The organism is Streptomyces sp. Y2F8-2 (genome assembly GCF_014905555.1).
Lineage (GTDB): Bacteria > Actinomycetota > Actinomycetes > Streptomycetales > Streptomycetaceae > Streptomyces > Streptomyces cynarae.
Genome location: NZ_BNGS01000006.1, coordinates 103,173 through 128,388, shown reverse-complemented (window position 1 = coordinate 128,388; position 25,216 = coordinate 103,173). Strand labels below are relative to the sequence as shown.

Below are 25,216 nucleotides of genomic sequence, written 5' to 3'. Positions count from 1 at the left end.
CCACTGCCTGCGCCCGCTGACTGCCCACAGCGGTGGCGGAAAGCGGCAACCGGCAGCGGGGTCAGCCCGTTGGCCTCGGTGGGAGTTTCGGGCGGGCCCTGTTCGGGACCTGGCTGTAGTCCGGTGGGGTTGCCGCCGGCCGGGTGTCCAGGAGGTTCAGGGCCACTTCGACCGCGTCCGACAGTTGCCTGTGGCGGCCCTCCGCCCAGTCCACGGGGGTGCGCTCGATCTCCAAGTCCGGGGGGACACCCCCGTTTTCGACGGACCATCCGTACGCGTCGAACCACGCCGCGTTCATCGGCACCGTGATCACCGTGCCGTCGCCCAGGCGGTGACGGCCCGTCATGCCGACCACACCACCCCAGGTGCGCAGGCCCACCACCGGGCCGAGCTTCAGCAGTTTGAACGCGGCCGTGATCATGTCGCCGTCGGAGGACGTGGCCTCGTCGGCGAGGGCCACGATCGGTCCTCGCGGGGCGTTGGAGGTGTACGACACCGGCTGGGCGTTGCGTGTCAGGTCCCAGCCCAGGATGGTGTGCGTCAGCTTCTCGATGACGAGTTCGCTGATGTGGCCGCCCGCGTTGCCGCGTACGTCCACGATGAGCGCCGGCCGTGAGACCTCCTTCCTGAGGTCCCGGTTGAACTGCGCCCAGCCTGAGCCGCCCAGGTCCGGGATGTGCAGGTACCCGCAGCGGTCGCCGCTCAACTCCTTGACGACCGCGCGGCGCTTGGCGACCCAGTCCTGGTAGCGCAGCGGCCGTTCGTCGATCAGCGGCACCACGGCCACACGGCGGGGCCCGCCCTCCCCGTCCGCGGGCAGGAACGTCAGCTCCACCGTCGTACCGCCCGCCCCGGCCAGCAGCGGATACGGTCCCGTCACCGGGTCCACGGGCCGCCCGTCCACATGGGTCAGCACGGCGCCCTCGCGGATGCCGGTGCCCGCAAGCGGGGAGCGCGCCTTGGAGTCCGACGACTCGCCCGGCAGGATCCGCTTCACCACCCAGCGCCCGTCGCGGCGCACGAAGTTGGTGCCCAGCAGGCCCTGGAAGCGCTGGTAGTGCGGCGGGCCCTCGTTGCGCCGGGCCGCCGCCACGTACGCGTGCGAGGTGCCCAGCTCGCCCAGCACCTCGCGCAGCAGGTCCGCGAACTCGTCCGGGGAGGCGACCCGTTCGACCAGTGGGCGGTACTGCTCCAGGATCGCGTCCCAGTCGATCCCGCACATGTTCGGCTCCCAGAAGTAGGCCCGGATGAGCCGGCCCGCCTCCGCGTACGCCTGCCGCCACTCCGCGCCCGGGTCCACCTCGTGCATGATCCGGCGTGTGTCGATCCACACCGTCGTGTCGGAGTCGCCGGCCTCGGTCGACGGCACCGCCCGCAGGTCTCCCTCGTCGACGACCACCAGCCGCGTCCCGTCCCCGCTCACCGCGAACCAGTCCAGATGGCCGACCAGTTCGGACTTCTTCGCCTTGCTGAGGTTGAAGTGCTCCAGGGTGGGACGGCCGGAGACGTCGTCCGGGTTGACGAAGGTCTCGCCCAGCGCGCCCGAGATCGGCCAGCGCAGCCACACCAGGCCGCCGCCCGCGACCGGCCGCAGCTCCGAGTACTTCGAGGCCGGGACCGGGAACGGCGTCACCCGGTTCTCCAGCCCCTCGACCTCGACGGTCACCACACCGCCGCCCTCCTCCTCTTCCTCCAGCGGGTCGAGACCGCCGGCCGCGGGACGCCCCTCCGGGTTCAGGGCGAAGGGGGACGGGGTCGCGGAGGACAGCGGGACCAGGTACGGGCGGCAGCCGAGGGGGAAGGACAGGTCGCCGGTGTGTACGTCGTACACGGGGTCGAAGCCACGCCAGGACAGGAACGCCAGGTAGCGGCCGTCCCGGGTGAACACCGGGTTCTCGTCCTCGAAGCGGCCGTTGGTGACGTCGACGATCAACCGGTCCTTTATGCGGGCCATCCTGATCTGCCTCAGCGACCGGCCGATCCCCGGGTGCGACCACGTCAGCCACGCGCCGTCCGGGGAGAACGCCAGGTCTCGTACCGGCCCGTTGTCCGAGCGGGCCAACTCCGTGACGGCGCCCTCGGACTCCTCGCCGCCGGACTCCTTGCCGCCGGTTTCCTTGCCGCCGGTTTCCTCGCCGCCGGACTCCTCGTCGGCCACGGTGACGAGCAGCAGGCGTCCGTCGTTCGAGGCGATCGCGAGCCGTTCGCCCTGGGGGTCCGCCACCATCTCCAGGACGCGTCCCAGTTGCCCGGCGGCCAGCCGGCGCGGCTCGCGGTCGCCCGAGGCCCGCGGCAGATACGCGATCTCGATGGCGTCCTCGCCCTCGGCGTCCGTGACGTACGCGATCTGTCCGCCGGCGCCCAGCATCTCCGGCAGCCGGATGCGCACCCCGGGGGTGTCCGTGATCGTGCGCGCGGGGCCGTCCCGGTGCGTGAGCCAGTACAGGCTGCCGCGGACGACCACCGCGCTGGCCCGCCCCGTGTCGTCCACCGAGATCCCGTCGACGTGCTGCGCCGCCGGCACCTGGTACTTGCGGCGCCCGGCCCGCGGCCCGCCCAGGCGCACGTCCAGGCGGCGTGGGATCGAGTCGGGGGACAGGTCGTCGACGATCCACAGGTCGCCCGCGCACTGGTACACCACTCGCGTGCCGTCGCTCGCGGCGTGGCGGGCGTAGAAACTGTCGTGGTCGGTGTGGCGGCGCAGGTCGGAGCCGTCGTAGGCGCACGAGTACAGGTTGCCGATGCCCTCGTGGTCGGAGAGGAAGGCGATCCGCCCGCCGACGAACATCGGCGAGTCCAGGTGGCCCTCGAGGTCGGCGAGCAGCCGCTGTCCGTGCAGCCACAGCCGGCCCATGGCGCCGCCGCGGTAGCGCTTCCAGGAGGCCGGTTCGTGCGGGGGTTTGCCGGTGAGCAGCAGCGTTCTGCGTTCGCCGTCGATGTCGGCCACCGCTATGTCGGAGACCGGGCCCCAGGGCAGTTTGCCGCCGGGGTCGCCGTCGGTCGGGACCTTGTAGGCGAAGGTGTAGTGCGAGAAGGGCTCGCCGTGCGAGGCGACGGCGAGGAGGTCGCCCTCCGGAGTCCAGCCGCACACCCGGGTGTCGACGCTGCCCCAGTAGGTCAGCCGTCGGCCGGGGCCGCCGTCCACCGGCGTCAGATGGATCTCCGGGACCAGGCTGCGCCAGCTCGTGTAGGCGATGAACCGGCCGTCCGGCGAGAAGCGGGGGTGCCCGATCTTCGTACGGTCCACGGTGAGCCGCCAGGCGCGGCCGGACCCGTCCAGCGGAGCCGTCCACAGGTCGTCCTCTGCGGCGAAGCACAAGCGGTCGCCGTTCAGGTGAGGGAAGCGGAGGTAGCCGGGTGCCTTCTCGTTCTCGTACTCGTCGCGCGCTTCATTCACCTACCCATGCTTCGTCCGGCGACGGTGCGCGGCAACTCGTGGGGAGGGTGTGTCGGCAAGGGCGTCGACAACCGCGTGACCCAGAACACGTACGAAACTGTTTCGTTTCGTTTGGCTGCCGGGGTATCGTCATGACGTACGAAACAGTCTCGTTCGGAGCCCTGCCGCTCCGGGCGGGAAGCAGGAACACCGAGCAGGAGAGGTGAGTCGCATGACCGATGTCGCGACAGGGCGTCGTAGTCGGATCACCCCCGAGCGCGAGGCCGAGTTGTACGAGGCCGTGCTCGACCTGCTCCGTGAAGTCGGCTACGACGCCCTGACGATGGACGCCGTGGCCGCCCGCACCCGGTCCAGCAAGGCGACGCTCTACCGCCAGTGGGGCGGCAAGGCCGAGTTGGTGGCGAAGGCGATCCGGCACGGCAAGCCGAGCCGCTTCGCGGACGTCGACACCGGGTCCCTGCGGGGCGACTTCCACGCCCTCACGGCACACCAGGACGACTGCACCATGGAGCAGAACCACGCCCTGATGCGGGGTCTGGCCATGGCGACGCACACCAACCCCGACCTTCTGCGGGCGTTCCGGGAGCACCTCGTCGAACCGGAGAGGGAAGAGTTCCGGCGTGTGCTGCAGCGGGCCGTCGACCGCGGGGAGATCCGCGCCGACAACCCGGCGCTGCAGTACGTGGTGCACATGTTGATCGGCGCCTTCGCCACGCGCTCCCTCATCGACAACCAACCGCCCACACAGGCGTTCCTGCGCTCGTACATCGACGCCGTGGTCCTCCCCGCCCTCGGCGCGCCCACCACCTGACCTGTCCCCCGAGCCGGCCCCCACCTGACGTCACCGCTCACGTCGTCGGGCTGATCACCCCTGCCCTGAAAACCCACGACTGACCGGGAGTACGCCCTCGTGGCCACTTTTCTCCACAGACTCGGCCGTCTCGCCTTCCGGCGACGGCACTTCGTCGCCCTGATCTGGGTGGCGCTGCTGACGCTCGCGGGCGTCGGCGCCGCCAGCGCCCCGGCGGCGGGCTCCTCCTCCTTCTCCATCCCCGGCACCGAGGCCCAGAAGGCCTTCGACCTGCTCGAACAGCGCTTCCCGGGGATGAGTGCCGACGGTGCGACCGCCCGTGTCGTCTTCAAGGCGCCCGGCGGGGAGAAGCTGACGGCCAAGGACAACAAGGCGGTCGTCGAGAAGACCGTCAGGGAGCTGCGCTCCGGCTCCGAAGTGGTCTCCGTCGCCGACCCGTTCACCGCGCACGCCGTCAGCAAGAACGGCACGATCGCGTACGCGCAGGTGAAGTACAAGGTCTCCGGGATGGAGCTGAAGGACTCGTCCAAGGACGCCCTGAAGCAGGCCGCGCAGGACGCGCGGGACGCCGGGCTGACCGTCGAGATCGGCGGTGACGCGCTGCAGGCCGCACCGGAGACGGGCGCGAGCGAGGTCATCGGCATCGCGGTCGCCGCGGTCGTCCTCGTCATCACCTTCGGTTCGCTGGTGGCGGCCGGGCTGCCGCTGCTCACCGCCCTGATCGGCGTCGGCATCGGCGTCTTTTCGATCACGGCGCTGGCGAACGCGCTGGACCTCGGCACCACGACTTCCACGCTGGCCATGATGATCGGCCTCGCGGTCGGCATCGACTACGCGCTGTTCATCGTCTCCCGCTACCGGGCCGAGCTGGCCGAGGGCCGTGAGCGCGAGGAGGCGGCGGGCCGGGCGGCCGGCACGGCGGGTTCGGCGGTGGTCTTCGCGGGCCTGACCGTGGTGATCGCGCTGGTGGGCCTGTCGGTCGTGAACATCCCGATGCTGACGAAGATGGGCGTCGCGGCGGCCGGCACCGTGGCCGTCGCGGTCCTGATCGCGCTGACGATGGTCCCGGCGCTGCTCGGCTACGCGGGCCGCAGGGTCAAGCCGGCGGGAGAGAAGAGCAGGCTGCTGGGCGGCGGCCGGGCCGCCGCCGGCAAGAAGGGCAAGCCCAACATGGGTACGCGCTGGGCGAGCTTCGTCGTCCGCCGCCCGGTGGCCGTCCTGCTGCTGGGTGTGATCGGCCTCGGGGCCGCGGCCGTTCCGGCGTCCCGGCTGGAGCTGGGCCTGCCGGACGACGGTTCCCAGCCGACGTCCACGACCCAGCGCCGGGCCTACGACCTGCTGTCGGAGGGCTTCGGGCCCGGCTTCAACGGGCCGCTGATGGTGGTGGTCGACGCCAAGGCGAGCGACGACCCGAAGGCCGCGGTCGCGACGGTGACCGACGACATCAAGGGCCTGAAGGACGTCACGACGGTCACGCCGGCGACGTACAACAAGGCGGGCGACACGGCGATGATCACGGTCGTCCCCGGCTCCAAGCCGTCCTCGACGACCACCGAGGACCTGGTGCACGGCATCCGGGACACGGGCGCCGGGCTGGGGGCGAAGACGGACGCCAAGCTGCTGGTCACCGGCACGACGGCGATGAACATCGACTTCTCGCAGAAGCTCAACGACGCGCTGATCCCGTACCTGGCGCTGGTGGTCGGCCTCGCCTTCCTCCTCCTGATCGTGGTCTTCCGCTCGATCCTGGTCCCGCTGAAGGCGGCGCTCGGCTTCCTGCTCTCGGTGACGGCGGCGCTCGGCGCGGTGGTCGCGGTGTTCCAGTGGGGCTGGCTGTCCGGTCTGCTGGGCGTCCAGCAGACGGGCCCGATCATGTCGATGATGCCGATCTTCATGGTGGGCGTGGTGTTCGGCCTGGCGATGGACTACGAGGTCTTCCTCGTGACCCGTATGCGTGAGGCGTACGTCCACGGGGAGACCCCCGGCCAGGCGATCGTGACCGGCTTCCGGCACGGTGCGCGGGTGGTGACGGCGGCGGCCGTCATCATGATCGCGGTGTTCTCCGGCTTCATCGGCTCCAGCGAGTCGATGATCAAGATGATCGGCTTCGGTCTCGCGATCGCGGTGTTCTTCGACGCCTTCGTGGTCCGCATGGCGCTGGTTCCGGCGGTCCTGTCCCTGCTGGGCCGCCGGGCGTGGTGGCTGCCGAAGTGGCTGGACCGGGCACTGCCGAACGTGGACGTCGAGGGTGAGGGCCTGCGCGCGGCGGCCGACGCGGCCGATCGCCGGGACCCGGACGTGGATCCGGACCAGGACCGGCGGCTGGTACAGGTCTGAGCGGCTCCTTCCGAACGCGAACGGGGCGTCTCACCGGTGGGTGGGGCGCCCCGTCGCTCTTTCTCCCGTGGCGGGCGCTCAGTGCTCTGCGTCGCCGGGCTCGTGGTGAAGTTGCCGATGGGCGAGCCGGGTTGCGGTTGCTGAGAGGCCGTTCGCTGATTCAGGTGACTCAGGATGGCGGGCTGCGCCTAGGCTGTTGCGTGACTTGGCGTGTACGTAAGGTGACCGTCTGGCATTGGTCCTGGCTGTCTCGGCCGTCCGGAGGTGGGGTGCCATGAGCGAGGGTGGGGACGAGGCGGGGTGGGGAGTCGAGCCCGGCGACGAGATCGCGCCGTTGGTGGAGGCGGTCGGCCGGCTTCTCAAGTTCTGCCGTGAGGCGGCCGGGATGAGGGTTGTGGAGTTCGCCGACGTCATGGGGTACGGCGAGGACCTGATCCGGAAGGTCGAGCGTGGGGCGCGCATTCCACGAGCCGACTTCCTGGACAAGGCCGACGACCTCCTCAAGGCACAGGGGCATCTGAAGGCCTTCAAGGGAGACATGGAGCGGGCCCGGTATCCGAAGAAGGTCCGGGAACTGGCGCAGTTGGAGGAGCGGGCTGTCGAGCTCCAGTTGTACGGCAACCACAACATCCATGGGCTGCTGCAGACGGAGGAGTACGCCCGGGCGCTGCTGCAGACCTGGCGGCCCAGGCTGTCAGTGGGCGAGTTGGAACGCGGTGTCGCAGCGCGCATGGCTCGGCAGTCCATCTTCGAGAAGGACCCTGCGCCTGAACTCGGCTTCGTCCAGGAACAGGTGACGCTCGAACGTCCGATCGGGGGGACAGCGGTCCTGCGACGGCAACTTGAGCGCCTGCTGGAGGACCGACGACGACTTCGGTGGACGTCCGGTCTCCGACCCCCGGCAGCTCCGGATCCTCGAACTGCGGTATGGCATCATCCGGGCTCAGGCTCTCCCGCCGCGGGAGTCCCTGGCCTTTATCGAGAAAGCGCTGGGAGCACTATGAGCACCCCGGAACTCCACTGGTTCAAGAGCAGCTACAGCGACAGCAGCAACCCGAGCGACTGCGTCGAGATAGCCGTAGTCCCCACCACCATCCACATCCGCGACTCCAAGACCCCCGAAGCCCGGCACCTCACCGTCGCCCCCACCGCCTGGAACTCGTTCGTGACCTTTGTATCCGGCAGCTAACCTGCCGTTCATGACGACGACGCCCCCCGAAGGTTCCGGAGCCCACCCCCGTTTCGCCGAGGCCCTGGAGGAGCTGGGGCTCGGCGCGCTCCATGCCGAGATCCGCCGTTTCCCGGACGCGACCCGGACCGCCGCCGAAGCCGCCGCCGCGATCGGGTGTGAGCTGAGTCAGATCTGCAAGTCGCTTGTCTTCGCGGCGGACAGGGTGCCGGTGCTCGTCCTCATGGACGGGGCTTCCCGAGTGGATGTGGAGCGCGTCCGGGAGGAGCTGGGAGCGCAGAAGGTGACCCGCGCCAAGCCCGATGTCGTGCGGGAGACCACCGGGTACGCGATCGGTGGCGTGCCGCCCTTCGGGCACCGTACGAGGACACGGGTGCTGGCCGACCGTGCGTTGCTCGACCACGAGACCGTGTGGGCCGCAGCCGGCACCCCCCACACCGTGTTCCCGATGGACCCGAAGTCGCTGATCGCCCACGCGGGCGGCACGCTGGTGGATGTGCGCGAGCAGACCTCGTGACGCCCGCCGTCGCCGGGGCGGTGCTGCTCGCCGCCGTCACGCACGCCAGCTGGAACGCGATCGCCCACCGCATCACCGACAAACTCGTCGGCTTCACGCTGATCTCGGGCGGCGGGGCGCTCATCGGACTGGCGATCGCCCTGTTCGCGGCGTTCCCCGCGGCGCGGGCGTGGCCGTACCTCTTCACCTCCTCCGCCATCCACGCGCCGCGTTCCCCTGGGAGATCCCGTGAGCACCAGCAAACCGTCGTGGTCCCAGCGTGAGCTGCCGGCGTTTTTCAGGCAGTGGCGCACTGACTGGAAGGACGAGGAGCTCTCCCCGGAGAACTACCTCGACTTCGAGGGCGGTCTGCGCTTCGTTCTGGCCGCGGCCTGGCTGTTCTGTCCCGAGACGGTCGAGTACCGGGGCTGCGTGTTCCTCAAGGAGCGCTTCCCTAAGGACACTGTCGACGACTGGTTCACGAACCTGGGCGGCGATCGGGAACGTATCGAAGCCGTTGCCAACCACGTCGAGTTGTGGGCCACTTTCGGCAACACCCCCCTGACAGATGACGATCAGCTCGGGGAAGAACTGCCCCAACTCGCGCTGGCTCTGGGGGAGTGCTGGCAGGGAGTCCTGTCCGCGCGCTATCCGGACCGGGAGATCACCGTCGAGGTGAGCGACGAGGAGGACGGCTCCTACGGGCCGACTGTGACCTTCTGGACATCCCCTGCCATCTCGGACTTCGGCTAGTGCTACAGGCCACTTCCTCCCGCGAGCTGCACAGTCTGAGCACACGAGCGCGTGCGTGTGTGTGGCATTGACCTGCGGCTCCTTGCTGCTCCCCCGCTGACTTCGTAATCCCTCGTCGACGTGGGGGTCCCGGCGCCGTCCTGCCCGTCGCAGGTACAAGCGCGGCCTGTGAGTCCAGTCGCAGAGCCGGGTTCGCGTCCGTCGCCGCGCTGGGAGACGCTCAGTCAAGCGTTGCTGATGCCGTAACGACAACGCTGTTCAGGGATGCTGAGAGTCTGCCGTCATGTCCCGCGCAACCGGCCGTGGCGCGAGCAGTGCGGAATGAAATTCCCCGACGCTTGAGCTTATGCAACGGTCGACGCTCATGGATGTGGCTGCGCAAGCAGGCACTGCTGTGCCTGTAGTGGTGCTGACCGCAGCGGTGCTGCACGCCGTGTGGAACGCACTGGCGCACGCGATTCCGAACAAACTCGCCGGCTTCACGCTGATCAACCTCGCCTTCGTCGGCGTCAGCGCGATCTGGGTCTGTTTCACCCCGCTCCCCGGCTCTGTCGCCTGGCCGTTCATCGCGGGGTCAGCCGTGCTCCAGGTCGTCTATCAGACGCTGCTGCTCCAGGCTTGCAAGCTCGGCGATTTCGGCCAGATGTACCCGGTGGCGCGCGGCGTCGCACCCATGCTGGTCACCGTCCTCTCGGTGAGCGTTCTCGGCCAGGGGCTGTCAGCCCCCGAACTCACCGGCGTCCTGATCATTTCCGCCGGGCTGGTCGCCTTCGCTCTGGCGGACTGCTTGCCGGACCGTACCCAGTTGCCGGCACTAACGGCTGCCCTCGGCACCGGCATCATTATCGCCTCATACACGGTCGTCGACGGCACGGGCGTACGGCGCCTGTCATCCCGGCTGCGCGGCGCCCGATGCGTGGACTGACCGGTGGGGTGCTCTCACTGACCGCGTACGCACTGGCGGTGTGGGCGCAGGACCACGGTGACCTGGCGTCCATCGCCGCACTCCGGGAGACGAGCATTGTCATCGCCGCACTGCTCGGCACCGTGCTCTTCCGCGAGCGACTGGGCGGTCGACGGCTGGCCGCGAGCGTCACCGTCGTGTTCGGACACCTCCTCCCGCGGGCCACGGTTGAGTTCTCCTCCGGCTGCGGACGACGTAACGTCAGGGTATGGGTGAGTACGAACACATTCTGCTCAAGCGCGAGGGTGACACGGTCACCATCACCATGAACCGGGCCTCGCGGCGCAACTCTCTGTCCGCGGATCATCTCACCGAGCTGCTGGCGGCTTTCCGCGAGACGGCGGAGTCCGACGCGACCGGGGTCGTCCTGGCCGGTGCGGGGCCGGTGTTCTCCGCGGGGCACGACTTCGGCGACGTCGCCGTTCGGGATCTGGCCGGGGTCCGGGAGCTGCTGCAGCTGTGCACCGAGCTGATGCACACCATCGAGTCCGTGCCGCAAGTGGTCGTCGCCCGGGTGCACGGCCTGGCGACCGCCGCGGGCTGCCAGCTGGTGGCGTCCTGCGACCTGGCGGTGGCTGCGGAGTCGGCCGGTTTCGCGTTGCCCGGCGGCAAGGGAGGCTGGTTCTGCCACACCCCGGCGGTGCCGGTGGCCCGGGCGGTCGGCCGTAAGCGGTTGATGGAGCTTGCTCTGACCGGCGACGTCATCGACGCCGCCACCGCGCTCGACTGGGGACTGGTCAACCGGGTCGTGCCGGACTCCCAACTCGACGAGGGGGTCGCCGGGCTGCTGGCCAGAGCGACGCGGGGCAGTCGCGCGAGCAAGGCCCTGGGCAAGCAGACCCTGTACGCGCAGCTGGACCGCCCCGAGGCCGACGCCTACACGATTGCCGTCGAGGTGATGGCGGCTGCTTCCCAGACCCTTGCGGCCCGGGAGGGCATGGCCGCCTTCCTCGAAAAGCGCAAGCCGGTCTGGACCGATTAGGAGAATCGACCCGGCAGGTCCAGGAGGGCCACCTCACCGACCCGAGGCCGAAACCGCCCGCGGCCTCCGTCGTATGAGTGGCCGCGACGGACGCCACGGCTGACCGCTGGTCCGGCGGTCGGACGCGGAGTGATGCCGCGCGCCCGGTACGCGTCGACGGGACGCTCGCCCGCTGGGGGAGCATGGGAAGCGCATCAGTCACCGTGGGATCAGGAAGTTGACGTCATGACAGACAAGCTCACCGTGAGCGTCCTCGGTACCGGCATCATGGGCGCCGCGATGGCCCGCAACATCGCTCGCGCCGGACACACCGTCCGCGCCTGGAACCGCACCCGTGACAAGGCCGAGCCGCTCGCCGCCGACGGCGCGCAGGTCGCCGGCACCCCCGCCGAGGCGGTGCGGGATGCCGACGTCGTCCTGACCATGCTCTACGACGGCGCCACCGTGCTGCAGGTCATGCGGGAGGCCGCCGACGCCCTGCGTCCCGGCACCGCCTGGGTGCAGTCGACCACCGCCGGGATCGAGGCCACGGGCGAGCTGGCCGCCTTCGCCCGCGAACACGGCCTGGCCTTCTACGACGCCCCCGTGCTCGGCACCCGCCAGCCCGCGGAGGCCGGGCAGCTGACCGTCCTCGCCGCCGGGCCCGCCGAGGGGCGGGAAACGGTGACGCCCGTCTTCGACGCCGTCGGCGCCCGCACGCTGTGGACCGGTCAGGACGGTGCGGCCGGCAGCGCCAGCCGTCTGAAGCTGGTGGCCAACAGCTGGGTCCTCGCCGCCACCGCCGCGACCGGCGAGGTACTGGCCCTGGCCAAGGCACTGGACGTGGACCCGCAGAAGTTCTTCGACATCATCGCGGGCGGCCCGCTGGACATGGGCTACCTGCACGCCAAGGCCGACCTCCTCCTGAACGGCGCCCTGACCCCGGCCAGTTTCGCCGTGGCGACGGCCGAGAAGGACGCCCGTCTGATCGTCCGGGCCGGGGAGGAGCACGGCGTCCGCCTCGACGTGGCCGCCGCGACCGCCGAACGCCTCGCCCGCGCCGCCGCCCAGGGCCACGCCGACGAGGACATGGCCGCCGCGTACTTCGCCAGCTTCGACGAGAAGTCCGGTTCCTGAAGACTCCCAAGGATTTCGAAGGTGCCCGCGCCGTGCATCGGGGGACGAGGAGGAGCACCCTGGAATCAGCGGTTCCGGAGGTGATCGTCATGTCTATGCACACCGCAGTCGGATGGCATGTGGAACTCGAGTTCGAGGAGGACGATCAGCGGACGCGGGCGGCGGCGCTCGTCCGGCTGCCCGACGGCAAGGAGGTCCGGGCACGCGGGTACGCCAGCCGCCACCGTTCGGATTCGAATCAGCCGCGCGTCGGTGAGGAGATCGCGGGGGCGCGTGCGCTGAACGAGCTGGCGATGCAGCTGCTCACGAAGGCGCACGACGAGATCGACGAGGCGTCCGGGAGGACGTCGCACCCGCTCACGTTCCACTGACGCCCGCAGTGAGATCGAACAGCGAGAGCGAGGAGTACCGATTCCGGCGGTGCCCGCACGTCGAGGCGTGCGGGCACCACCGTGTCGTGCCCGGCTACGCCAGCGACGTGCGCACCGCCCGTACCAGCGCCTGTGCCCGCGGGTCCGCTGTCACGCTCTTGTGGAAGCCGTTCGTCACATACCCGAAGGCGATGCCCGACTCCGGGTCCGCGAAGCCCAGCGCGCCGCCGCGGCCCGGGTGGCCGAAGGAACCGGGGGCGAGCAGCGGGGACGCGCTGCCGTGGAGCATGTAGCCGAGCCCGAAGCGGGTGGGGACCACCAGCACGCGGTCCGGGCCCGCCGAGGCTTCCCGGCGGGCCAGTTCCACCGTCGTAGGGGAGAAGAGGCGTACGCCGTCCACCTCGCCGGTCAGCGCCGCGTAGAACCGGGCCAGCGCGTCGGCCGTCGCGATGCCGTTCGACGCGGGAAGGACCGCCGCCCGGTAGGCGGGGTCGTTCTCGTCGGGCTGCGGGGTGATCGCCGCGAAGGCACGGCGGGTCAGGCTCTCCGGGTCCGCGTACGCGTCGGCGACCGCGCGCTTGGGGCGGGTACGCAGCGCGCCTTCCCGGGCCGGGGCCTCGATGCGGCCGACGCGGCCCACCCGGTGCGCCTCCGCCTCCGGCAGGCCCACCCACAGGTCCAGGCCCAGCGGCCCGGCGATCTCGGTGGCGATCCACTCGCCGATCGAACGGCCCGTGGCCCGCCTGACCAGCTCACCTGTCAGCCAGCTGTACGTCTGCGCGTGGTAGCCGTGGTCCGTGCCCGGCTCCCAGACGGGGGTCTGCCTGGCCAGCGCCGTGGCCGCCAGGTCGGGGTCGGCTGCCTCGGCCGGTGTGAGCGCGCGGTCCAGGACCGGTACCCCCGCCCGGTGCGCCAGGACGTGACGCACCGTCGTGTGCTCCTTGCCCTGCGCCTTGTACTCGGGCCAGAGGTGTCCGACCGGGGCGTCCAGGTCCAGCTCCCCGCGCTCGGCCAGCATCAGCAGCACGGCCGCCGCGACGCCCTTGGTCGCCGAGCGCACGATCTGCGCCGTCTCCCGCTGCCAGAGCGCCGTGCCGTCGACGTCCTTGGTGCCGCCCCACAGGTCCACGACCTTGCGCCCGTCCCGGTAGACGGCGACGGCCGCCCCGCGCTCGCCGCGCGCCTCGAAGTTCCGTACGAACGCCTCCCTGACCGGCTCGAAGCCCTCGGCCACAGCGCCGTTCACGTCCACGTCCGTACTCCCGTCCCGCTGTCGATGGTGGATCGCCTGCGACTATGGGCGTAACACGCGCTTCGAGCCTGCGATTCCTGGGGTTCCTCAGCCCAGCACAATCGTTACATCGATGTTCCCGCGGGTGGCGTTCGAGTAGGGGCACACCTCGTGGGCCGCCTCCACGAGCCGGGCCGCGACCTCCTGGTCGAGGACGGGCAGCGAGACGCTCAGGGCGACCGCGAGGCCGTAGCCGCGCTGCTTGTTGGGGCCGATGCCGACCTTCGCGGCGACGGTGGAGCCGGTCAGGTCGTAGCCCTCGCGGTTGCCGACGAGGATCAGCGCGTTGTGGAAGCAGGAGCTGTAGCCGGCCGCGAACAGCTGCTCGGGGTTGGTGCCGCTGCCGTCGCCGCCCAGCTCCGGCGGCATCGCCACCTTCAGCGCGATGTGGCCGTCCTGGCTGGTCACGTACCCGTCCCGGCCGCCGTGCGCGGTGGCCTCGGCGACGTACATGATCTTCGTCGGACGGGTGTCGACAGCGGTGCCGTCAGACATGGTCTGCCTCCCCCGGAACAAGTGTGCGCAAGTACATCGTGCACAAGGTACCGACTGGTAGGTCGACCGCCGTCACCAGGGGGCGGCAACCGTGGGTAAGCCGAGATCAGCGGGTGCGGGCCGCCGCGGCCTCCGCCCTCTCCGCCAGGAGCCACAGCTCCTCGCGCAGCCGGGCGATCCCCGGGGCGTCGAGCCCCGTCGCCGTGAGCACGGCACCGGGCACACGCGCCGCGCGCTCCCGCAGCTCCTCCCCACGCGCGGTGACCGCGACGAGCACCGACCGCTCGTCCCGCGCCGACCGCTCACGCCGGACCAGACCCGCCGCCTGAAGACGCTTGAGCAGCGGGGAAACGGTGCCGTAGTCGAGGCGCAGGGCGGCCGCCAGCTCCTTGACCGTCGTCTCGCCTCGCTCCCACAGGACCAGCAGGACGAGGTACTGCGGGTAGGTGAGACCGAGGTCCTCCAGGAGCGGGCGGTACACGGCCGTCACCGCGCGCTGGGCGGCGTACAGCGCGAAGCACAGCTGGTCGTCCAGGAGCAGCGAGCCGTCCATCTCCTCGTTCGTCACGCGCCCATTGTCACGGACCGCGGATCGAAGCCGAAGGGCAGTTCCAGGCGGTGGGCGCACATCAGCTCCTCGTCGGCGAGCAGGTCGGCGGTCTTGCCGTCCGCCGCGATCACACCGTCGCTCAGGATCAGGGAGCGCGGGCACAACTCCAGGGCGTACGGCAGGTCGTGCGTGACCATGAGGACCGTCACGTCCAACGACCTGAGGATGTCGGCGAGTTCGCGGCGCGAGGCCGGGTCGAGGTTGGAGGACGGCTCGTCCAGGACCAGGATCTCCGGCTCCATGGCGAGAACGGTCGCCACGGCCACCCGGCGGCGTTGACCGAAGGACAGGTGGTGCGGCGGGCGGTCCTTGAACTCCGCCATGCCGACCCGCTCGAGGGCGTGGTCGACGCGCTCCTGAAGTTCCGCGCCCTTCAGTCCGGCCGCGGCCGGTCCGAACGCGACGTCCTCGCGGACCGTCGGCATGAACAACTGGTCGTCCGGGTCCTGGAAGACGATCCCGACCCGGCGGCGGATCTCCGCCATGTGCGGCTTCCCGACCGGCAGTCCGGCGACCTTCACCGTGCCCGTGCCGCCGGTCAGGATGCCGTTGAGGTGCAGCACGAGCGTGGTCTTCCCGGCGCCGTTCGGCCCGAGCAGCGCGACCCGTTCGCCGCGCTCGAGGCGGAAGTCGACACCGAACAGTGCCTGGTGGCCGTCCGGGTAGGCGAAGGCCAGCCCGGCCACTTCGAGTGAAGGTGTCACAGGGTCCATCCCAGCAGGCAGACGACGAGGGCGGCGAAGGGCAGGGTGAGGGCGTACGACCACTGCGTACGGGACGCGGTCACCTCGTCGATGACCGGCATCGAGCCGGAGTAGCCCCGGCTGACCATGGCCAGGTGCACGCGCTCGCCCCGTTCGTAGGAGCGGATGAACAGCGCGCCCGCCGACTTCGCGAGCACACCCCAGTGGCGGACGCCGCGCGCCTCGAAGCCCCGCGACTCCCGCGCGATCCGCATCCGCCGCATCTCGTCGGTGATGACGTCGCCGTAGCGGATCATGAAGGAGGCGATCTGCACGAGCAGGGGCGGGAGCTTCAGGCGCTGCAGGCCGAGGAGCAGTTCGCGCAGCTCGGTGGTGGCGGCGAGCAGGACGGAGGCGGCGACGCCGAGGGTGCCCTTGGCGAGGACGTTCCACGCACCCCACAGGCCGCTCACGCTCAGCGAGAGCCCGAGGACCTCGACGCGCTCGCCCTCGGCCACGAACGGCATCAGCACGGCGAAGGCGACGAACGGCACCTCGATCAGCAGCCGCCTCAGCAGGAACCCGGCCGGCACGCGGGCCGCGTACGCGACGAGGGCGAGGAGGCCGGCGTACAGCGCGAACGCCCACATCGCCTCGCGCGGGGTGGAGACCACGACCACCACGAACGCGAACGCGGCGGCGAGCTTGGTGTGCGGCGGCAGGGCGTGCACGGGGGAGTGCCCGTGACGGTACAGCCGATGGGCGTGGCCGGCGCCCATCTCAGCGCGCCTGCGAGGGCTCGGTCGTCCGCCGCCTGCGGACGACCCGGAAGACAGCGCTGCCCGCGACCACGGTGACCCCGACGCCGATCACTCCCGCGAGACCGCCGGAGAGGCGGGCGTCGGCGATGTCCTTGACGCCGTAGTCGGCGAGCGGGGAGTCGGCCGCCGCGTGCGGTTCGGTCCTCCGGTCGATGCCCTGGTCCTTGGCGACCTTCTCCAGGCCGTCCGGGCTGGCGGAGGCGTAGAAGCTGACGAAGCCGGCGAGGAGCAGAGAGATGACCAGGCCGGTGGCCCACAGCTTGCGGTGGTGGGGGTGCCTCCCTGCTCGGGCGGAGTCGAGAGCTTGGGGGAGGGCGGTCGCTGGGACGGCGGGCTCGGCGGCGGGCGCGTCGACCAGCTGACCGTTCACCCGCAGCTTGAGCTTCCGCTCCAGGCCCCGTGCGCCGTACACCAGGTCGGGCCGTACGGCGATGACGGCGCCGACCGTGAGCGCGGTGATCGTGGCCTCGCCGACGCCGATGAGGACGTGGACGCCGATCATCGCGGTGGCGACCTTGGAGAGGGCCACGTCGGTCGTGCCACCCACGGCGTAGATCAGCGTGAAGGCGACCGCGGCGGCGGGCACCGACACCAGCGCGGCGGCGAAGGAGGCGACGGTGACCGAGCGCCGCCTGCGCGGCAGCACCTTCACCAGGCCGCGGAAGACGGCGTACGACACGACGGTCGTCACGACCGCCATGTCGGTGATGTTCACGCCGAGCGCGGTCAGACCGCCGTCCGCGAAGAGGATGCCCTGCATGAGCAGGACGACCGAGACGCACAGGACCCCGGTGCAGGGTCCGACGAGTATCGCGGCCAGCGCACCGCCCAGCAGATGCCCGCTGGTGCCCGCGGCGACGGGGAAGTTCAGCATCTGGACCGCGAAGATGAACGCGGCCACCAGGCCGGCCAGCGGGGCGGTGCGCTCGTCGAGCTCACGCCGGGCACCTTTCAGGCTGACGGCCAGGGCGCCGGCGGCGAGGACACCGGTCGCGGCGGAGATGGGGGCGTCGATGAATCCGTCCGGGACATGCACCGTTCGAGGATAGCGGCTTATTGCGACCTCTTTGCAAGAGCTTGAGCGACGTAGAAGGTGCAGGGGGCGCGCAGGAGGCGCGCCACTGTGGCAAGCGACACTCGCATCGGAGGTCGGCGGCGCCCATATGTGCGACATTGGATGGGTAGCGGATTCACAGCTTCTGCTCGGGTGACGCAGCGTGAGGAGTGGTCCGATGTCCGTGGTGGAACAGTACGCGCGAGCCCATGTCGTCACCGACTCCCCGGAAACTTCTGACGCCGTCCCCGTCGTCCTGCGCTACGACCCGGACGCCGACCCGCGCTCGGTGCGCATCGGCCTGCCCGGCCCGCACGAGTGGGCCTTCTCCCGGGACCTCCTGGAGCAGGGCCTGAACGCACCGGCGGGTACGGGCGAGGTCCGCATCTGGCCGTGCGGTCGGGTCCAGGCCGTGATGGAGTTCCACTCGCCGCAGGGCGTGGAAGTGGTGCAGTTCGAGTCGAAGGCCCTGATGCGGTTCCTGCGCCGGACGTACACGGTGGGGGCGGGGCCGGGGCGGTAGGGCGTTCGCCCGCGGGACCGGCTTCCCGCCCGGCGGGACGGCTTCCGGTTCGGGGACGGCTCCCGCCCCGGGGCTCAGCTCCCTGCGCGCAGGAGCGCCGCCACGATCGGGCCCGCCGTGTCGCCGCCGTGGCCGCCTGCCTGGACCACGCCCGCGGCGGCCAGGTCGCCCTTGTAGGCCGTGAACCAGCCGTTCGGTTTCTTCTGGCCGTCGACCTCCGCCGAACCCGTCTTCGCGCCGGCGTCAGGGCCGAGCCCCGCCATCGCCTTGGCGGCCGTGCCGTACGCGGCCGTGTACTGCATGACCTCCTTCAGCTCGGACTGGGTCTTCGCGGACATGGTGCGCGAGGCCTTCGCGAGCGTCCGGTCGTCCACCGTCGGGGCCACCAGGTACGGCTGGTGGAAGACGCCGGTCTCCACCGTCGAGGCGACCGACGCCATGTTCAGCGGGTTCATGCGCACCCCGCCCTGCCCGATCAGCGAGGCGCCCATCTGCGCGCCGCTCTGCACCGGGATCGACCCGTCGAAGGTGGGGACGCCGGTGGACCAGTTGTCCAGGCCGAGGCCATAGACCTGCTGGGCCTCCTCGGTCAGGTCGCTGTTGGACAGCTTCGGCGCGAAGTTGATGAAGGCGTTGTTGCAGGAGGCCGCGAAGCTCAGCTTGAACGAGCCCTGCTTGATCTCGGAGTCGTCGTCGTTGTGGAACGTCCAGCCGGCCAGCTTGTACGTCTTGGGGCAGGGGTGCGACGCCTCGGGGCTGACGAGCCCCTTCTCGAAGAGCATCGTCGAGGTGATGATCTTCATCGTGGAGCCGGGGGCCAGCGAGCCCTGGAAGGCGACGTTGAAGCCGTGGCTGGTGTTGGCGACGGCGAGGATCTCGCCGGTCGACGGGCGCATGACGACGACCGAGGCGTTCGCCTGCTTGGCGACCTGCTGCTCGGCAGCCGCCTGGAGCGTGGGGCTCAGCGTCGTCTTCAGCGTGCCCGGCGTGCCCTCGCTCAGCGTCGCCAGCGTCTTGTCGGGCGTCTTCTCCTTGCCCTTCGCCGCCGCCTTGCGCACGATCCGCAGCTCGATGCCCGCCTTGCCGCCGGCCTTCTTGCCGTACTTCTCGCGCAGGCCGTCCAGCACCGTGCCCAGCGACGGGTACTTGGCCACGGTGATCTCGCCGCCGTTGCGGTCGGTCGCCTTGACCGGGGGTGTGCCCGCCTCGCCGGTCACCAGGCGGTCGCCTTCCGTCAGGTCCGGGTGCACCACCGACGGCTGCCACCGCACCAGCGGCACGCCGTCGTCCGCCCGCCGCACCACGGTCAGCTTCGAGTCGTACGTGAACGGCTTGCTCACGCCCTTGTACGACACCGTGGCCTTGACGGAGAACGGGACCGTCGCCCCGGTGGGCGTGCCGGGAGTCAGCGTGACGCCCGTGATGTGCGCGTCCTTGCGGTAGCCGGTCAGCGCCGCGGTCGCGGCGGCCGAGTCGTCCGTGGCACCCGCCGCCTTCGCCGCGTCGCCCCGCTGCCAGGCCGTGAGGAACGCGGTGGCCGCCGTACGGACCTCGGAGGCGGACGGCGGTCCGATCCTCACCAGCTTCCGGTGGCCCGAGGCCGCGTTGCGGTCGTCGGCCGCCGCGCCGCCGCCGAGCAGGCTGTAGGCGCCGACGGCGCCGCCCAGCCCGACGACGGCGATCAGCCCGCCGATCACCAGCGGCCGGCTGTTGTTGCGCCCGGCGACGCGCCTTCTCTTGCCCACAGCTCCCGGTCCTCCGCAGTCCCCAGGTCCCCCAGTACCCTCACAGTCCTCAACGAGAACAACACACTAGAGTCCCGCGGTGACACGGGTGACTTCAGCTGCCCGTTCGTAGCACAGCTGCGACAATAGGACCGGCCGCGTCGCCGCCGTGCCCGCCCTCCTGGGTCATGGCCGCCGCCGCGATGTCGCCCCGGTAGCCGGTGAACCAGCTGTTGGACTTCGCCTGCCCGTCGACCTCCGCGGACCCGGTCTTTGCGCCGATGTCACCGCTGAGCCCCGCCATCACGTGCGCGGCGGTGCCCTGGGTCGCCGTCAGCCGCATCATCGCCCGCAGCTGCGCGACCGTGCTCGCGGACAGCCCCTTGGCGGTGGCCAGTTCACGGTGGTCGAGGTCGGGGGAGACCAGGTACGGCTGGCGGAACGTGCCCGTGATCGCGGTCGCCGTGACCGACGCCATGTTCAGCGGGCTCATCTGGACCTGGCCCTGGCCGATGGCGTTGGCGGCGCGGTCCGGTCCGGTGGAGGCGGGAACGCTGCCGTCGAAGGAGACGATGCCCGTCTTCCAGTTGTTCTGCCCGAGCCCGAACCGCTCCTCGGCCTCGTCGGTCAACGACTCGTCCGTAAGGGGCTTCTCGTCGATCAGTTTGACGAACGCCGTGTTGCACGACCGCATGAAGCTGTTCGCCAGTGTGGCCCCCTCGTTGGGGACCATGCCCTGAAGGTTGTGGAAGGTCTGGCTCTGCCAGGCGGCCGTCGGCGGGCAGGGCGCGGGGCCGTTCATCGTGGTGACGCCGTTGTCGATGAGCATCGCCGACGTGATGATCTTCATCGTGGAGCCGGGGGCGAGCCGCCCCTCGAACGCCGCGTTGAACTCGTCCCGGCGGTGGTTGGCGACCGCGAGCACCTCCCCGGTGCTCGGCTTGACCGCCACCACCGACGACTCCGCGTAGTTCTGCACCGCCCGCTCGGCGGCGGCCTGCACGGTGGCGCTGAGCGTGGTGTGCAGCTTGCCGGGCGTGCCCTCGACGAGGGTCAGCAGGGTCTTGCCGGGCGTGTTGGCGTCGGCGCGCTGGACGGACAGCTCGATGCCGGGGGTGCCCCCGGCCGTGTCGCCGTACTTCTCGCGCAGGGCGTCCAGGATCGGGCCGAGGGAGGGGTACTTGTCCTTCGTCAGCACCGCCCCGTTGCGGTCCACCGCCTCGATCGGCGGGGCCTTGGCCTCCCCGGTGACGAGCGTGTCGCCCTTCTGCAGGTCCGGATGGACGACGGACGGCTGCCAGTCGACCAGCGCCCGCCCGGTGGTCACGCCGCGCACGACGGTCAGCCTGCCGGCGTAGGCGAGCGGCTTGGACTTCCCCTCGTAGGACACGGTCGCCTTCACGGAGAACGGCACGGTGTCCCCGCTGGGCGCGCCCGGCGTGATGTGCACGCCGGTGATGTGCGCACTGGACCCGTAGGCGCCGAGCAGCTGCCCCGCGGCGTCGGCGTTGTTCGTGTAGGAGGCCGCGGTGGCCGCGTCGCCCTTCTCCCAGGCGGCGAAGAACTTGCCGGTCGTCTCCTTGACCTCACCGGCCGACGGCGGCCCGGTCTTCACCTGCGCGGCCCCCTGGGACCCGCCCCCGGAACTCTCGTTCAACGCGCTCAGCACGTTGTAGGCGCCGTATCCGGCCCCTGAGACCATCACCGCGAACACCCCGCTCACGATGACGACCTTGACCCCCTTGCGCATGGCACACAGCCCCCTCCCCGTAGGCCTCGCACTGTAGGCAGCCCGAGGGGCGGTTGGGGGCTGTGTGGTCGTTCGTTGTCGAAGAGTGATCAGAAATATGACCTGAACCCACATATCCAGCCACGTACGTGAATGCCAGAGACGTGAGCGGGGCGGCCCCGTCGCCCCGCCGCCCGGCCCCCGCCGCCCGGCAACGACGACGAGGGCGCGGCCGGCCGCCGCGCCCTCGTCGTGTGTCCGCCCGGCTAGACCCAGGTATCGAGCCACATCCGCGCCCGCCAGGAGTCGATCGGGATCGCCGTGCCGGTGTAGATGGGCCAGAAGTAGATGAAGTTCCACGCGATCAGCAGGACCAGGACGCCCGCGCCCGCCGCTCCCGCGATCCGGCGGCGTTCGTCCGCGCCGGGTGGGCCGAGGAGGGCGCCGATCATCATCGCGACCGCAAGGCACAGGAACGGCACGAAGACGACCGCGTAGAAGTAGAAGATCGTGCGCTCCTGGTACAGGAACCAGGGCAGGTAGCCGGCCGCGACACCGCACGCGACGGCGCCCGCCCGCCAGTCGCGGCGGAACGCCCAGCGCCACAGCACGTACACGAGCGCGAAGCAGGCCGCCCACCACAGCAGCGGGGTGCCGAGTGCGAGGACCTCGCGGGCGCACTTGCCGCCCGCGTCCGCGGGGCAGCCCGCCTCACCCGGGTTCGGGGACTCGTAGAAGTACGAGACCGGGCGGCCCAAGACCATCCAGCTCCACGGGTTCGACTGGTACGTGTGCGGCGACGTCAGGCCGACGTGGAACAGGTAGACCTCGTGCTCGTAGTGCCACAGGCTGCGCAGCCAGTCGGGCAGGAAGGTCCAGTCGCCGCCCTTGCCGTCGGTGGCCGCCCAGTTGCGGAAGTAGCCGCCGGAGCCGTTGGCCGGGGACAGGATCCAGCCGGTCCAGGAGGCCAGGTACACCGCGAGCGCGACCGGGACCGTCGCCAGGAAGGTCAGGCCCGTGTCCCGCCTGAGGACCGTGACGTAAGGGCGGCGGGCTCCCGCGACCCGGCGCGCGCCCACGTCCCACAGCAGGGCCATCACACAGAACGCGGCCAGGAAGTACAGGCCGTTCCACTTCGTGCCGATCGCGAGGCCGAGCATCACGCCTGCCAGCCAGCGCCACGGACGCCACCCGAGGCGGGTGGTCTCGGCGGCGTGCGCGTCCGGGCGCACCCGGCCGTCCGCGTCCACCGGGAGGGCCGCCGCCAGCTTGGCGCGCGTTCTGTCCCGGTCGACGAGCAGGCAGCCGAAGGCCGCGAGCGCGAAGAACTCCAGCACTCCGTCGAGCAGCGAGGTGCGGCTCATCACGAACTGCAGCCCGTCCACCGCCAGCAGCCCGCCCGCCAGGCAGCCCAGGAAGGTGGACCGGAACAGGCGACGGCCGATACGGCACAGCAGCAGCACCGACAGCGTGCCGAGCAGGGCCGTCATGAAGCGCCAGCCGAACGGGTCGAAGCCGAAGATCAGCTCGCCCAGGCCGATGACGTACTTGCCGACCGGCGGATGCACGACGTACGCGGCGTCCGTCGGGACCGGCACATGGCCGTTGTGCTGAAGGATGAGGTCGTTGGCGTCCTTGGCCCAGTTCGCCTCGTACCCGTTGTGGACGAGCGCCCACGCGTCCTTCGCGTAGTACGTCTCGTCGAATATCACCGCCCTGGGGCTGCCCAGGTTCCAGAACCGCATCAGCCCCGCGAGCAGTGTCACGAGCAGCGGGCCGCCCCACGCCGACCAGCGCGTGATCCGGTCGGCGATGTCCGGCCGCAGGCCGATCGCCGTCCAGATGCGCGGGCTGGGCCGGTTGTACGGCGGCACGAGCCGGTCGCGGACGTCGCTTCTCGGGCGCGCCGCGTAACCGAAACGGCGCAGCCGCTGCTGCCACGACGGCGGCGGCTCTTCGGCGGCCCGGCCCTGCCGGGTGTCCGTGGAGGACGCGGTACTGGTCACCGCGCCATCGTAGGGAACACGTCTGTGTGAGTCCCGCGCACGGCGCCTGCGAGGATGGAAACGTGACAGTTGCACCTGGGACTACGACCGGAATCCTGGTCCTCGCCGGAACCCCCATCGGGGACATCGCGGACGCGCCGCCGCGGCTCGCCGAGGAGCTGGCCACCGCCGATGTGATCGCCGCCGAGGACACGCGCCGGCTGCGCCGGCTCACCCAGGCGCTGGACGTCCAGCCGGCGGGGCGTGTCGTGTCGTACTTCGAGGGCAACGAGTCCGCCCGGACACCGGAGCTGGTCGAGGCCCTGGCGGGCGGGGCGCGGGTGCTGCTCGTCACCGACGCGGGGATGCCGTCCGTGTCGGACCCCGGGTACCGGCTGGTGGCCGCCGCCGTGGAGAAGGACATCCGGGTGACCGCCGTGCCGGGGCCGTCCGCCGTCCTCACCGCACTGGCGCTGTCCGGGCTGCCGGTGGACCGGTTCTGCTTCGAGGGCTTCCTGCCGCGCAAGGCGGGGGAGCGGCTGTCAAGGCTGCGCGAGGTCGCCGAGGAACGGCGCACGCTGGTGTACTTCGAGGCCCCGCACCGGCTCGACGACACGCTCGCCGCGATGGCGGAGGTGTTCGGGGGCGAGCGGCGGGCCGCGGTGTGCCGTGAGCTGACCAAGACGTACGAGGAGGTCAGGCGCGGCTCGCTGGGGGAGCTGGCGGCGTGGGCCGCCGAGGGCGTACGGGGCGAGATCACGGTCGTGGTGGAGGGCGCCGGCGAGAAGGCCCCCGAGGAGCTGGACGCGGCCGAGCTGGTGCGCCGGGTGCGCGTCCGGGAGGAGGCCGGGGAGCGCCGCAAGGAGGCCATCGCGGCGGTCGCGGCGGAGGCGGGCCTGCCCAAGCGGGAGGTCTTCGACGCGGTGGTGGCGGCGAAGAACGCGAACGCGGCGGGCTGAGCCCGGAGCTCCCGCTCCCGGCCTGCCCCCGGCCTGCTCCTGGTCGGCGGGCGGTTCCGGCCTCTGGGTGCGGCGTCCTGGTGACGCGGGCCGTCGTGATCGCCGGATTCATGATCGCCGGATTCGTGATCGCCGGATACCCCTGTGAGGGGGCTCATACCCGCTCTGAGCAGGGCGCATCTCTCCTGAGCGTGCGCCCCATAGGGCGGCAAAGGGCTGTCGTCGAAGGCAAAGCCGGAGTGGGGCGATCGGGTGAGTTTGGCAAGCGAAGTCCAAATCGCCCCCAACACTCGACAGGTCCGCTCCCGCTCCCGCTCGTGAAGGCGTCCACTGGGGGACAGGGACGCACCCGTCCCTCGCCACCGTGGGGCCGCGCGGGGCTCCGGGGGGAGGCCCGCACCGCGGAGGCGCTTGTCCAGCGGACAAGAGGAGCTGGAATGAGTGAGATATCAGGGCGGACCGGCCAGGCCACAGCGGCCGGCCAGGTCACAGGGCAGCCCGACCGCAGCGCGGCGACCGCCGTCGTCCACGAGTCCTATTCCTTCGCGTGCATGCGCTGCGGGCACGGCTGGGAGCAGTCGTACGAGATAGAGCACCACCTCGACGCGGACGGCAACGAGTTCGTGATGTACGTGGCGAACGGCCGCGTCGTCCCCTCGCCGCTGAGCCGCCCGTCCTGCCACAACTGCGACAGCCACGTGGTGCGCATCATGCGCCCGGGCCAGGTGTCCTCCGTGCAGAACTCCCTGCACCGGCACCACGCCCCGGCCCAGCAGGCCGACGGCGAGGACCGTGAGGCGCCGCGCAGGCAGCCGGAGGCCACCGACGGTCACCACCACTGGCACCTGTCGGACCTGCTCCACCCGTTCCAGAACCACCGCAGGGCGGGCTGACGGTCCTGCCGTAAGGCCGGCCCCGGGCGCAGC

At 70.9% G+C, this 25,216-nt stretch carries 21 protein-coding genes and 3 pseudogenes; 14 read left to right on the top strand and 10 right to left on the bottom strand.

Features of this window, described 5'->3' with window-relative positions; all coding sequences use genetic code 11:
* Nucleotides 1-61: 61 nt before the first annotated feature.
* The gene (locus tag SY2F82_RS21130; protein ID WP_200420711.1) at nt 62-3,397 is read right to left on the bottom strand and encodes a S41 family peptidase; all 3,336 of its coding nucleotides are present in this window, start codon (nt 3,395-3,397) and stop codon (nt 62-64) included.
* Nucleotides 3,398-3,608: 211 nt separating this feature from the next.
* Here SY2F82_RS21130 and SY2F82_RS21125 point away from each other — a divergent pair, with 211 nt between their 5' ends.
* From SY2F82_RS21125 to SY2F82_RS21075, 11 genes and pseudogenes are all read left to right on the top strand, one after another.
* Nucleotides 3,609-4,208, top strand: a complete 600-nt coding sequence (locus SY2F82_RS21125) for a TetR/AcrR family transcriptional regulator (protein ID WP_200420710.1) — start codon at nt 3,609-3,611, stop codon at nt 4,206-4,208.
* A gap of 99 nt (nt 4,209-4,307) precedes the next feature.
* On the top strand, nt 4,308-6,545 hold the full coding sequence (locus SY2F82_RS21120) for an MMPL family transporter (RefSeq protein ID WP_200420709.1): 2,238 nt from the start codon (nt 4,308-4,310) through the stop codon (nt 6,543-6,545).
* A gap of 274 nt (nt 6,546-6,819) precedes the next feature.
* Nucleotides 6,820-7,549, top strand: a pseudogene (locus SY2F82_RS21115) (Scr1 family TA system antitoxin-like transcriptional regulator).
* Nucleotides 7,546-7,734 (top strand): DUF397 domain-containing protein, encoded by a 189-nt coding sequence (locus SY2F82_RS21110; RefSeq protein ID WP_200420708.1) that lies wholly within the window; start codon nt 7,546-7,548, stop codon nt 7,732-7,734. Before SY2F82_RS21115 ends, SY2F82_RS21110 begins: the two are co-directional and overlap by 4 nt.
* A 10-nt stretch (nt 7,735-7,744) precedes the next feature.
* Entirely contained in the window at nt 7,745-8,251 is a 507-nt protein-coding gene (locus tag SY2F82_RS21105; RefSeq protein WP_200420707.1) for a YbaK/EbsC family protein, read from the top strand.
* A pseudogene (locus tag SY2F82_RS21100) lies at nt 8,248-8,454 on the top strand (EamA family transporter); the annotation flags it as partial. The gene SY2F82_RS21105 and the pseudogene SY2F82_RS21100, both read left to right, overlap by 4 nt.
* A gap of 25 nt (nt 8,455-8,479) precedes the next feature.
* Complete coding sequence (locus tag SY2F82_RS21095) at nt 8,480-8,983, top strand: hypothetical protein (protein WP_200420706.1); 504 nt, start codon at nt 8,480-8,482, stop codon at nt 8,981-8,983.
* A gap of 364 nt (nt 8,984-9,347) precedes the next feature.
* Nucleotides 9,348-10,093, top strand: a pseudogene (locus tag SY2F82_RS21090) (EamA family transporter); the annotation flags it as partial.
* Nucleotides 10,094-10,155: 62 nt separating this feature from the next.
* Nucleotides 10,156-10,929 (top strand): enoyl-CoA hydratase-related protein, encoded by a 774-nt coding sequence (locus SY2F82_RS21085; RefSeq protein WP_200420705.1) that lies wholly within the window; start codon nt 10,156-10,158, stop codon nt 10,927-10,929.
* 225 nt (nt 10,930-11,154) lie between these two features.
* Nucleotides 11,155-12,045, top strand: coding sequence for an NAD(P)-dependent oxidoreductase (locus SY2F82_RS21080; protein ID WP_200420704.1), 891 nt, complete (start codon nt 11,155-11,157; stop codon nt 12,043-12,045).
* Nucleotides 12,046-12,134: 89 nt separating this feature from the next.
* Nucleotides 12,135-12,416 carry a DUF1876 domain-containing protein gene (locus tag SY2F82_RS21075; protein WP_200420703.1) on the top strand — a complete coding sequence of 94 codons (282 nt, stop codon included), beginning with the start codon at nt 12,135-12,137 and terminating at the stop codon, nt 12,414-12,416.
* 94 nt (nt 12,417-12,510) lie between these two features.
* Here the strand turns inward: SY2F82_RS21075 and SY2F82_RS21070 are convergent, their stop codons facing one another.
* The 6 genes from SY2F82_RS21070 to SY2F82_RS21045 all read right to left on the bottom strand — a co-directional run bounded on the left by SY2F82_RS21070 (nt 12,511) and on the right by SY2F82_RS21045 (nt 17,352).
* Entirely contained in the window at nt 12,511-13,668 is a 1,158-nt protein-coding gene (locus SY2F82_RS21070; RefSeq protein WP_200420702.1) for a serine hydrolase domain-containing protein, read from the bottom strand.
* Between the two features lie 87 nt (nt 13,669-13,755).
* Nucleotides 13,756-14,202: an organic hydroperoxide resistance protein gene (locus SY2F82_RS21065; protein ID WP_200420701.1), complete on the bottom strand. Its 447-nt coding sequence runs from the start codon at nt 14,200-14,202 to the stop codon at nt 13,756-13,758.
* 106 nt (nt 14,203-14,308) lie between these two features.
* A complete protein-coding gene (locus SY2F82_RS21060) occupies nt 14,309-14,770 on the bottom strand; it encodes a MarR family transcriptional regulator (RefSeq protein ID WP_308437780.1) in 462 nt (153 codons plus the stop codon).
* On the bottom strand, nt 14,767-15,525 hold the full coding sequence (locus SY2F82_RS21055; RefSeq protein ID WP_200420700.1) for an energy-coupling factor ABC transporter ATP-binding protein: 759 nt from the start codon (nt 15,523-15,525) through the stop codon (nt 14,767-14,769). The genes SY2F82_RS21060 and SY2F82_RS21055 overlap by 4 nt, the downstream gene beginning before the upstream one ends.
* Nucleotides 15,513-16,274 (bottom strand): cobalt ECF transporter T component CbiQ, encoded by a 762-nt coding sequence (gene cbiQ, locus SY2F82_RS21050; protein WP_200420699.1) that lies wholly within the window; start codon nt 16,272-16,274, stop codon nt 15,513-15,515. Before cbiQ ends, SY2F82_RS21055 begins: the two co-directional genes overlap by 13 nt.
* A gap of 1 nt (nt 16,275) precedes the next feature.
* Nucleotides 16,276-17,352: an energy-coupling factor ABC transporter permease gene (locus SY2F82_RS21045; RefSeq protein ID WP_200420698.1), complete on the bottom strand. Its 1,077-nt coding sequence runs from the start codon at nt 17,350-17,352 to the stop codon at nt 16,276-16,278.
* 196 nt (nt 17,353-17,548) lie between these two features.
* On the opposite strand from SY2F82_RS21045, the gene SY2F82_RS21040 reads away from it, so the two are divergent.
* Nucleotides 17,549-17,893, top strand: coding sequence for an SsgA family sporulation/cell division regulator (locus SY2F82_RS21040; protein ID WP_200420697.1), 345 nt, complete (start codon nt 17,549-17,551; stop codon nt 17,891-17,893).
* A gap of 74 nt (nt 17,894-17,967) precedes the next feature.
* Here the strand turns inward: SY2F82_RS21040 and SY2F82_RS21035 are convergent, their stop codons facing one another.
* The 3 genes from SY2F82_RS21035 to SY2F82_RS21025 all read right to left on the bottom strand — a co-directional run bounded on the left by SY2F82_RS21035 (nt 17,968) and on the right by SY2F82_RS21025 (nt 23,352).
* Complete coding sequence (locus SY2F82_RS21035; RefSeq protein ID WP_200420696.1) at nt 17,968-19,638, bottom strand: penicillin-binding transpeptidase domain-containing protein; 1,671 nt, start codon at nt 19,636-19,638, stop codon at nt 17,968-17,970.
* 94 nt (nt 19,639-19,732) lie between these two features.
* The gene (locus SY2F82_RS21030; protein WP_200420695.1) at nt 19,733-21,367 is read right to left on the bottom strand and encodes a penicillin-binding transpeptidase domain-containing protein; all 1,635 of its coding nucleotides are present in this window, start codon (nt 21,365-21,367) and stop codon (nt 19,733-19,735) included.
* Between the two features lie 245 nt (nt 21,368-21,612).
* Complete coding sequence (locus SY2F82_RS21025; RefSeq protein WP_200420694.1) at nt 21,613-23,352, bottom strand: dolichyl-phosphate-mannose--protein mannosyltransferase; 1,740 nt, start codon at nt 23,350-23,352, stop codon at nt 21,613-21,615.
* Nucleotides 23,353-23,414: 62 nt separating this feature from the next.
* Between SY2F82_RS21025 and rsmI the strand changes: the two genes are divergently transcribed.
* Nucleotides 23,415-24,290: a 16S rRNA (cytidine(1402)-2'-O)-methyltransferase gene (rsmI, locus tag SY2F82_RS21020; protein ID WP_200420693.1), complete on the top strand. Its 876-nt coding sequence runs from the start codon at nt 23,415-23,417 to the stop codon at nt 24,288-24,290.
* 437 nt (nt 24,291-24,727) lie between these two features.
* Complete coding sequence (locus SY2F82_RS21015; protein WP_236041690.1) at nt 24,728-25,183, top strand: hypothetical protein; 456 nt, start codon at nt 24,728-24,730, stop codon at nt 25,181-25,183.
* Nucleotides 25,184-25,216 lie beyond the last annotated feature (33 nt).

Bases quoted from the DNA above. Each gene is read 5' to 3' on its own strand.
- SY2F82_RS21110 (WP_200420708.1), top strand. From the start codon at position 7,546: ATGAGCACCCCGGAACTCCACTGGTTCAAGAGCAGCTACAGCGACAGC.
- SY2F82_RS21015 (WP_236041690.1), top strand. From the start codon at position 24,728: ATGAGTGAGATATCAGGGCGGACCGGCCAGGCCACAGCGGCCGGCCAG.
- cbiQ (WP_200420699.1), bottom strand. From the start codon at position 16,274: ATGGGCGCCGGCCACGCCCATCGGCTGTACCGTCACGGGCACTCCCCC.
- SY2F82_RS21030 (WP_200420695.1), bottom strand. From the start codon at position 21,367: ATGCGCAAGGGGGTCAAGGTCGTCATCGTGAGCGGGGTGTTCGCGGTG.
- SY2F82_RS21040 (WP_200420697.1), top strand. From the start codon at position 17,549: ATGTCCGTGGTGGAACAGTACGCGCGAGCCCATGTCGTCACCGACTCC.
- SY2F82_RS21085 (WP_200420705.1), top strand. From the start codon at position 10,156: ATGGGTGAGTACGAACACATTCTGCTCAAGCGCGAGGGTGACACGGTC.
- SY2F82_RS21065 (WP_200420701.1), bottom strand. From the start codon at position 14,202: ATGTCTGACGGCACCGCTGTCGACACCCGTCCGACGAAGATCATGTAC.
- SY2F82_RS21105 (WP_200420707.1), top strand. From the start codon at position 7,745: ATGACGACGACGCCCCCCGAAGGTTCCGGAGCCCACCCCCGTTTCGCC.
- SY2F82_RS21075 (WP_200420703.1), top strand. From the start codon at position 12,135: ATGTCTATGCACACCGCAGTCGGATGGCATGTGGAACTCGAGTTCGAG.
- SY2F82_RS21080 (WP_200420704.1), top strand. From the start codon at position 11,155: ATGACAGACAAGCTCACCGTGAGCGTCCTCGGTACCGGCATCATGGGC.
- SY2F82_RS21055 (WP_200420700.1), bottom strand. From the start codon at position 15,525: ATGGACCCTGTGACACCTTCACTCGAAGTGGCCGGGCTGGCCTTCGCC.
- SY2F82_RS21125 (WP_200420710.1), top strand. From the start codon at position 3,609: ATGACCGATGTCGCGACAGGGCGTCGTAGTCGGATCACCCCCGAGCGC.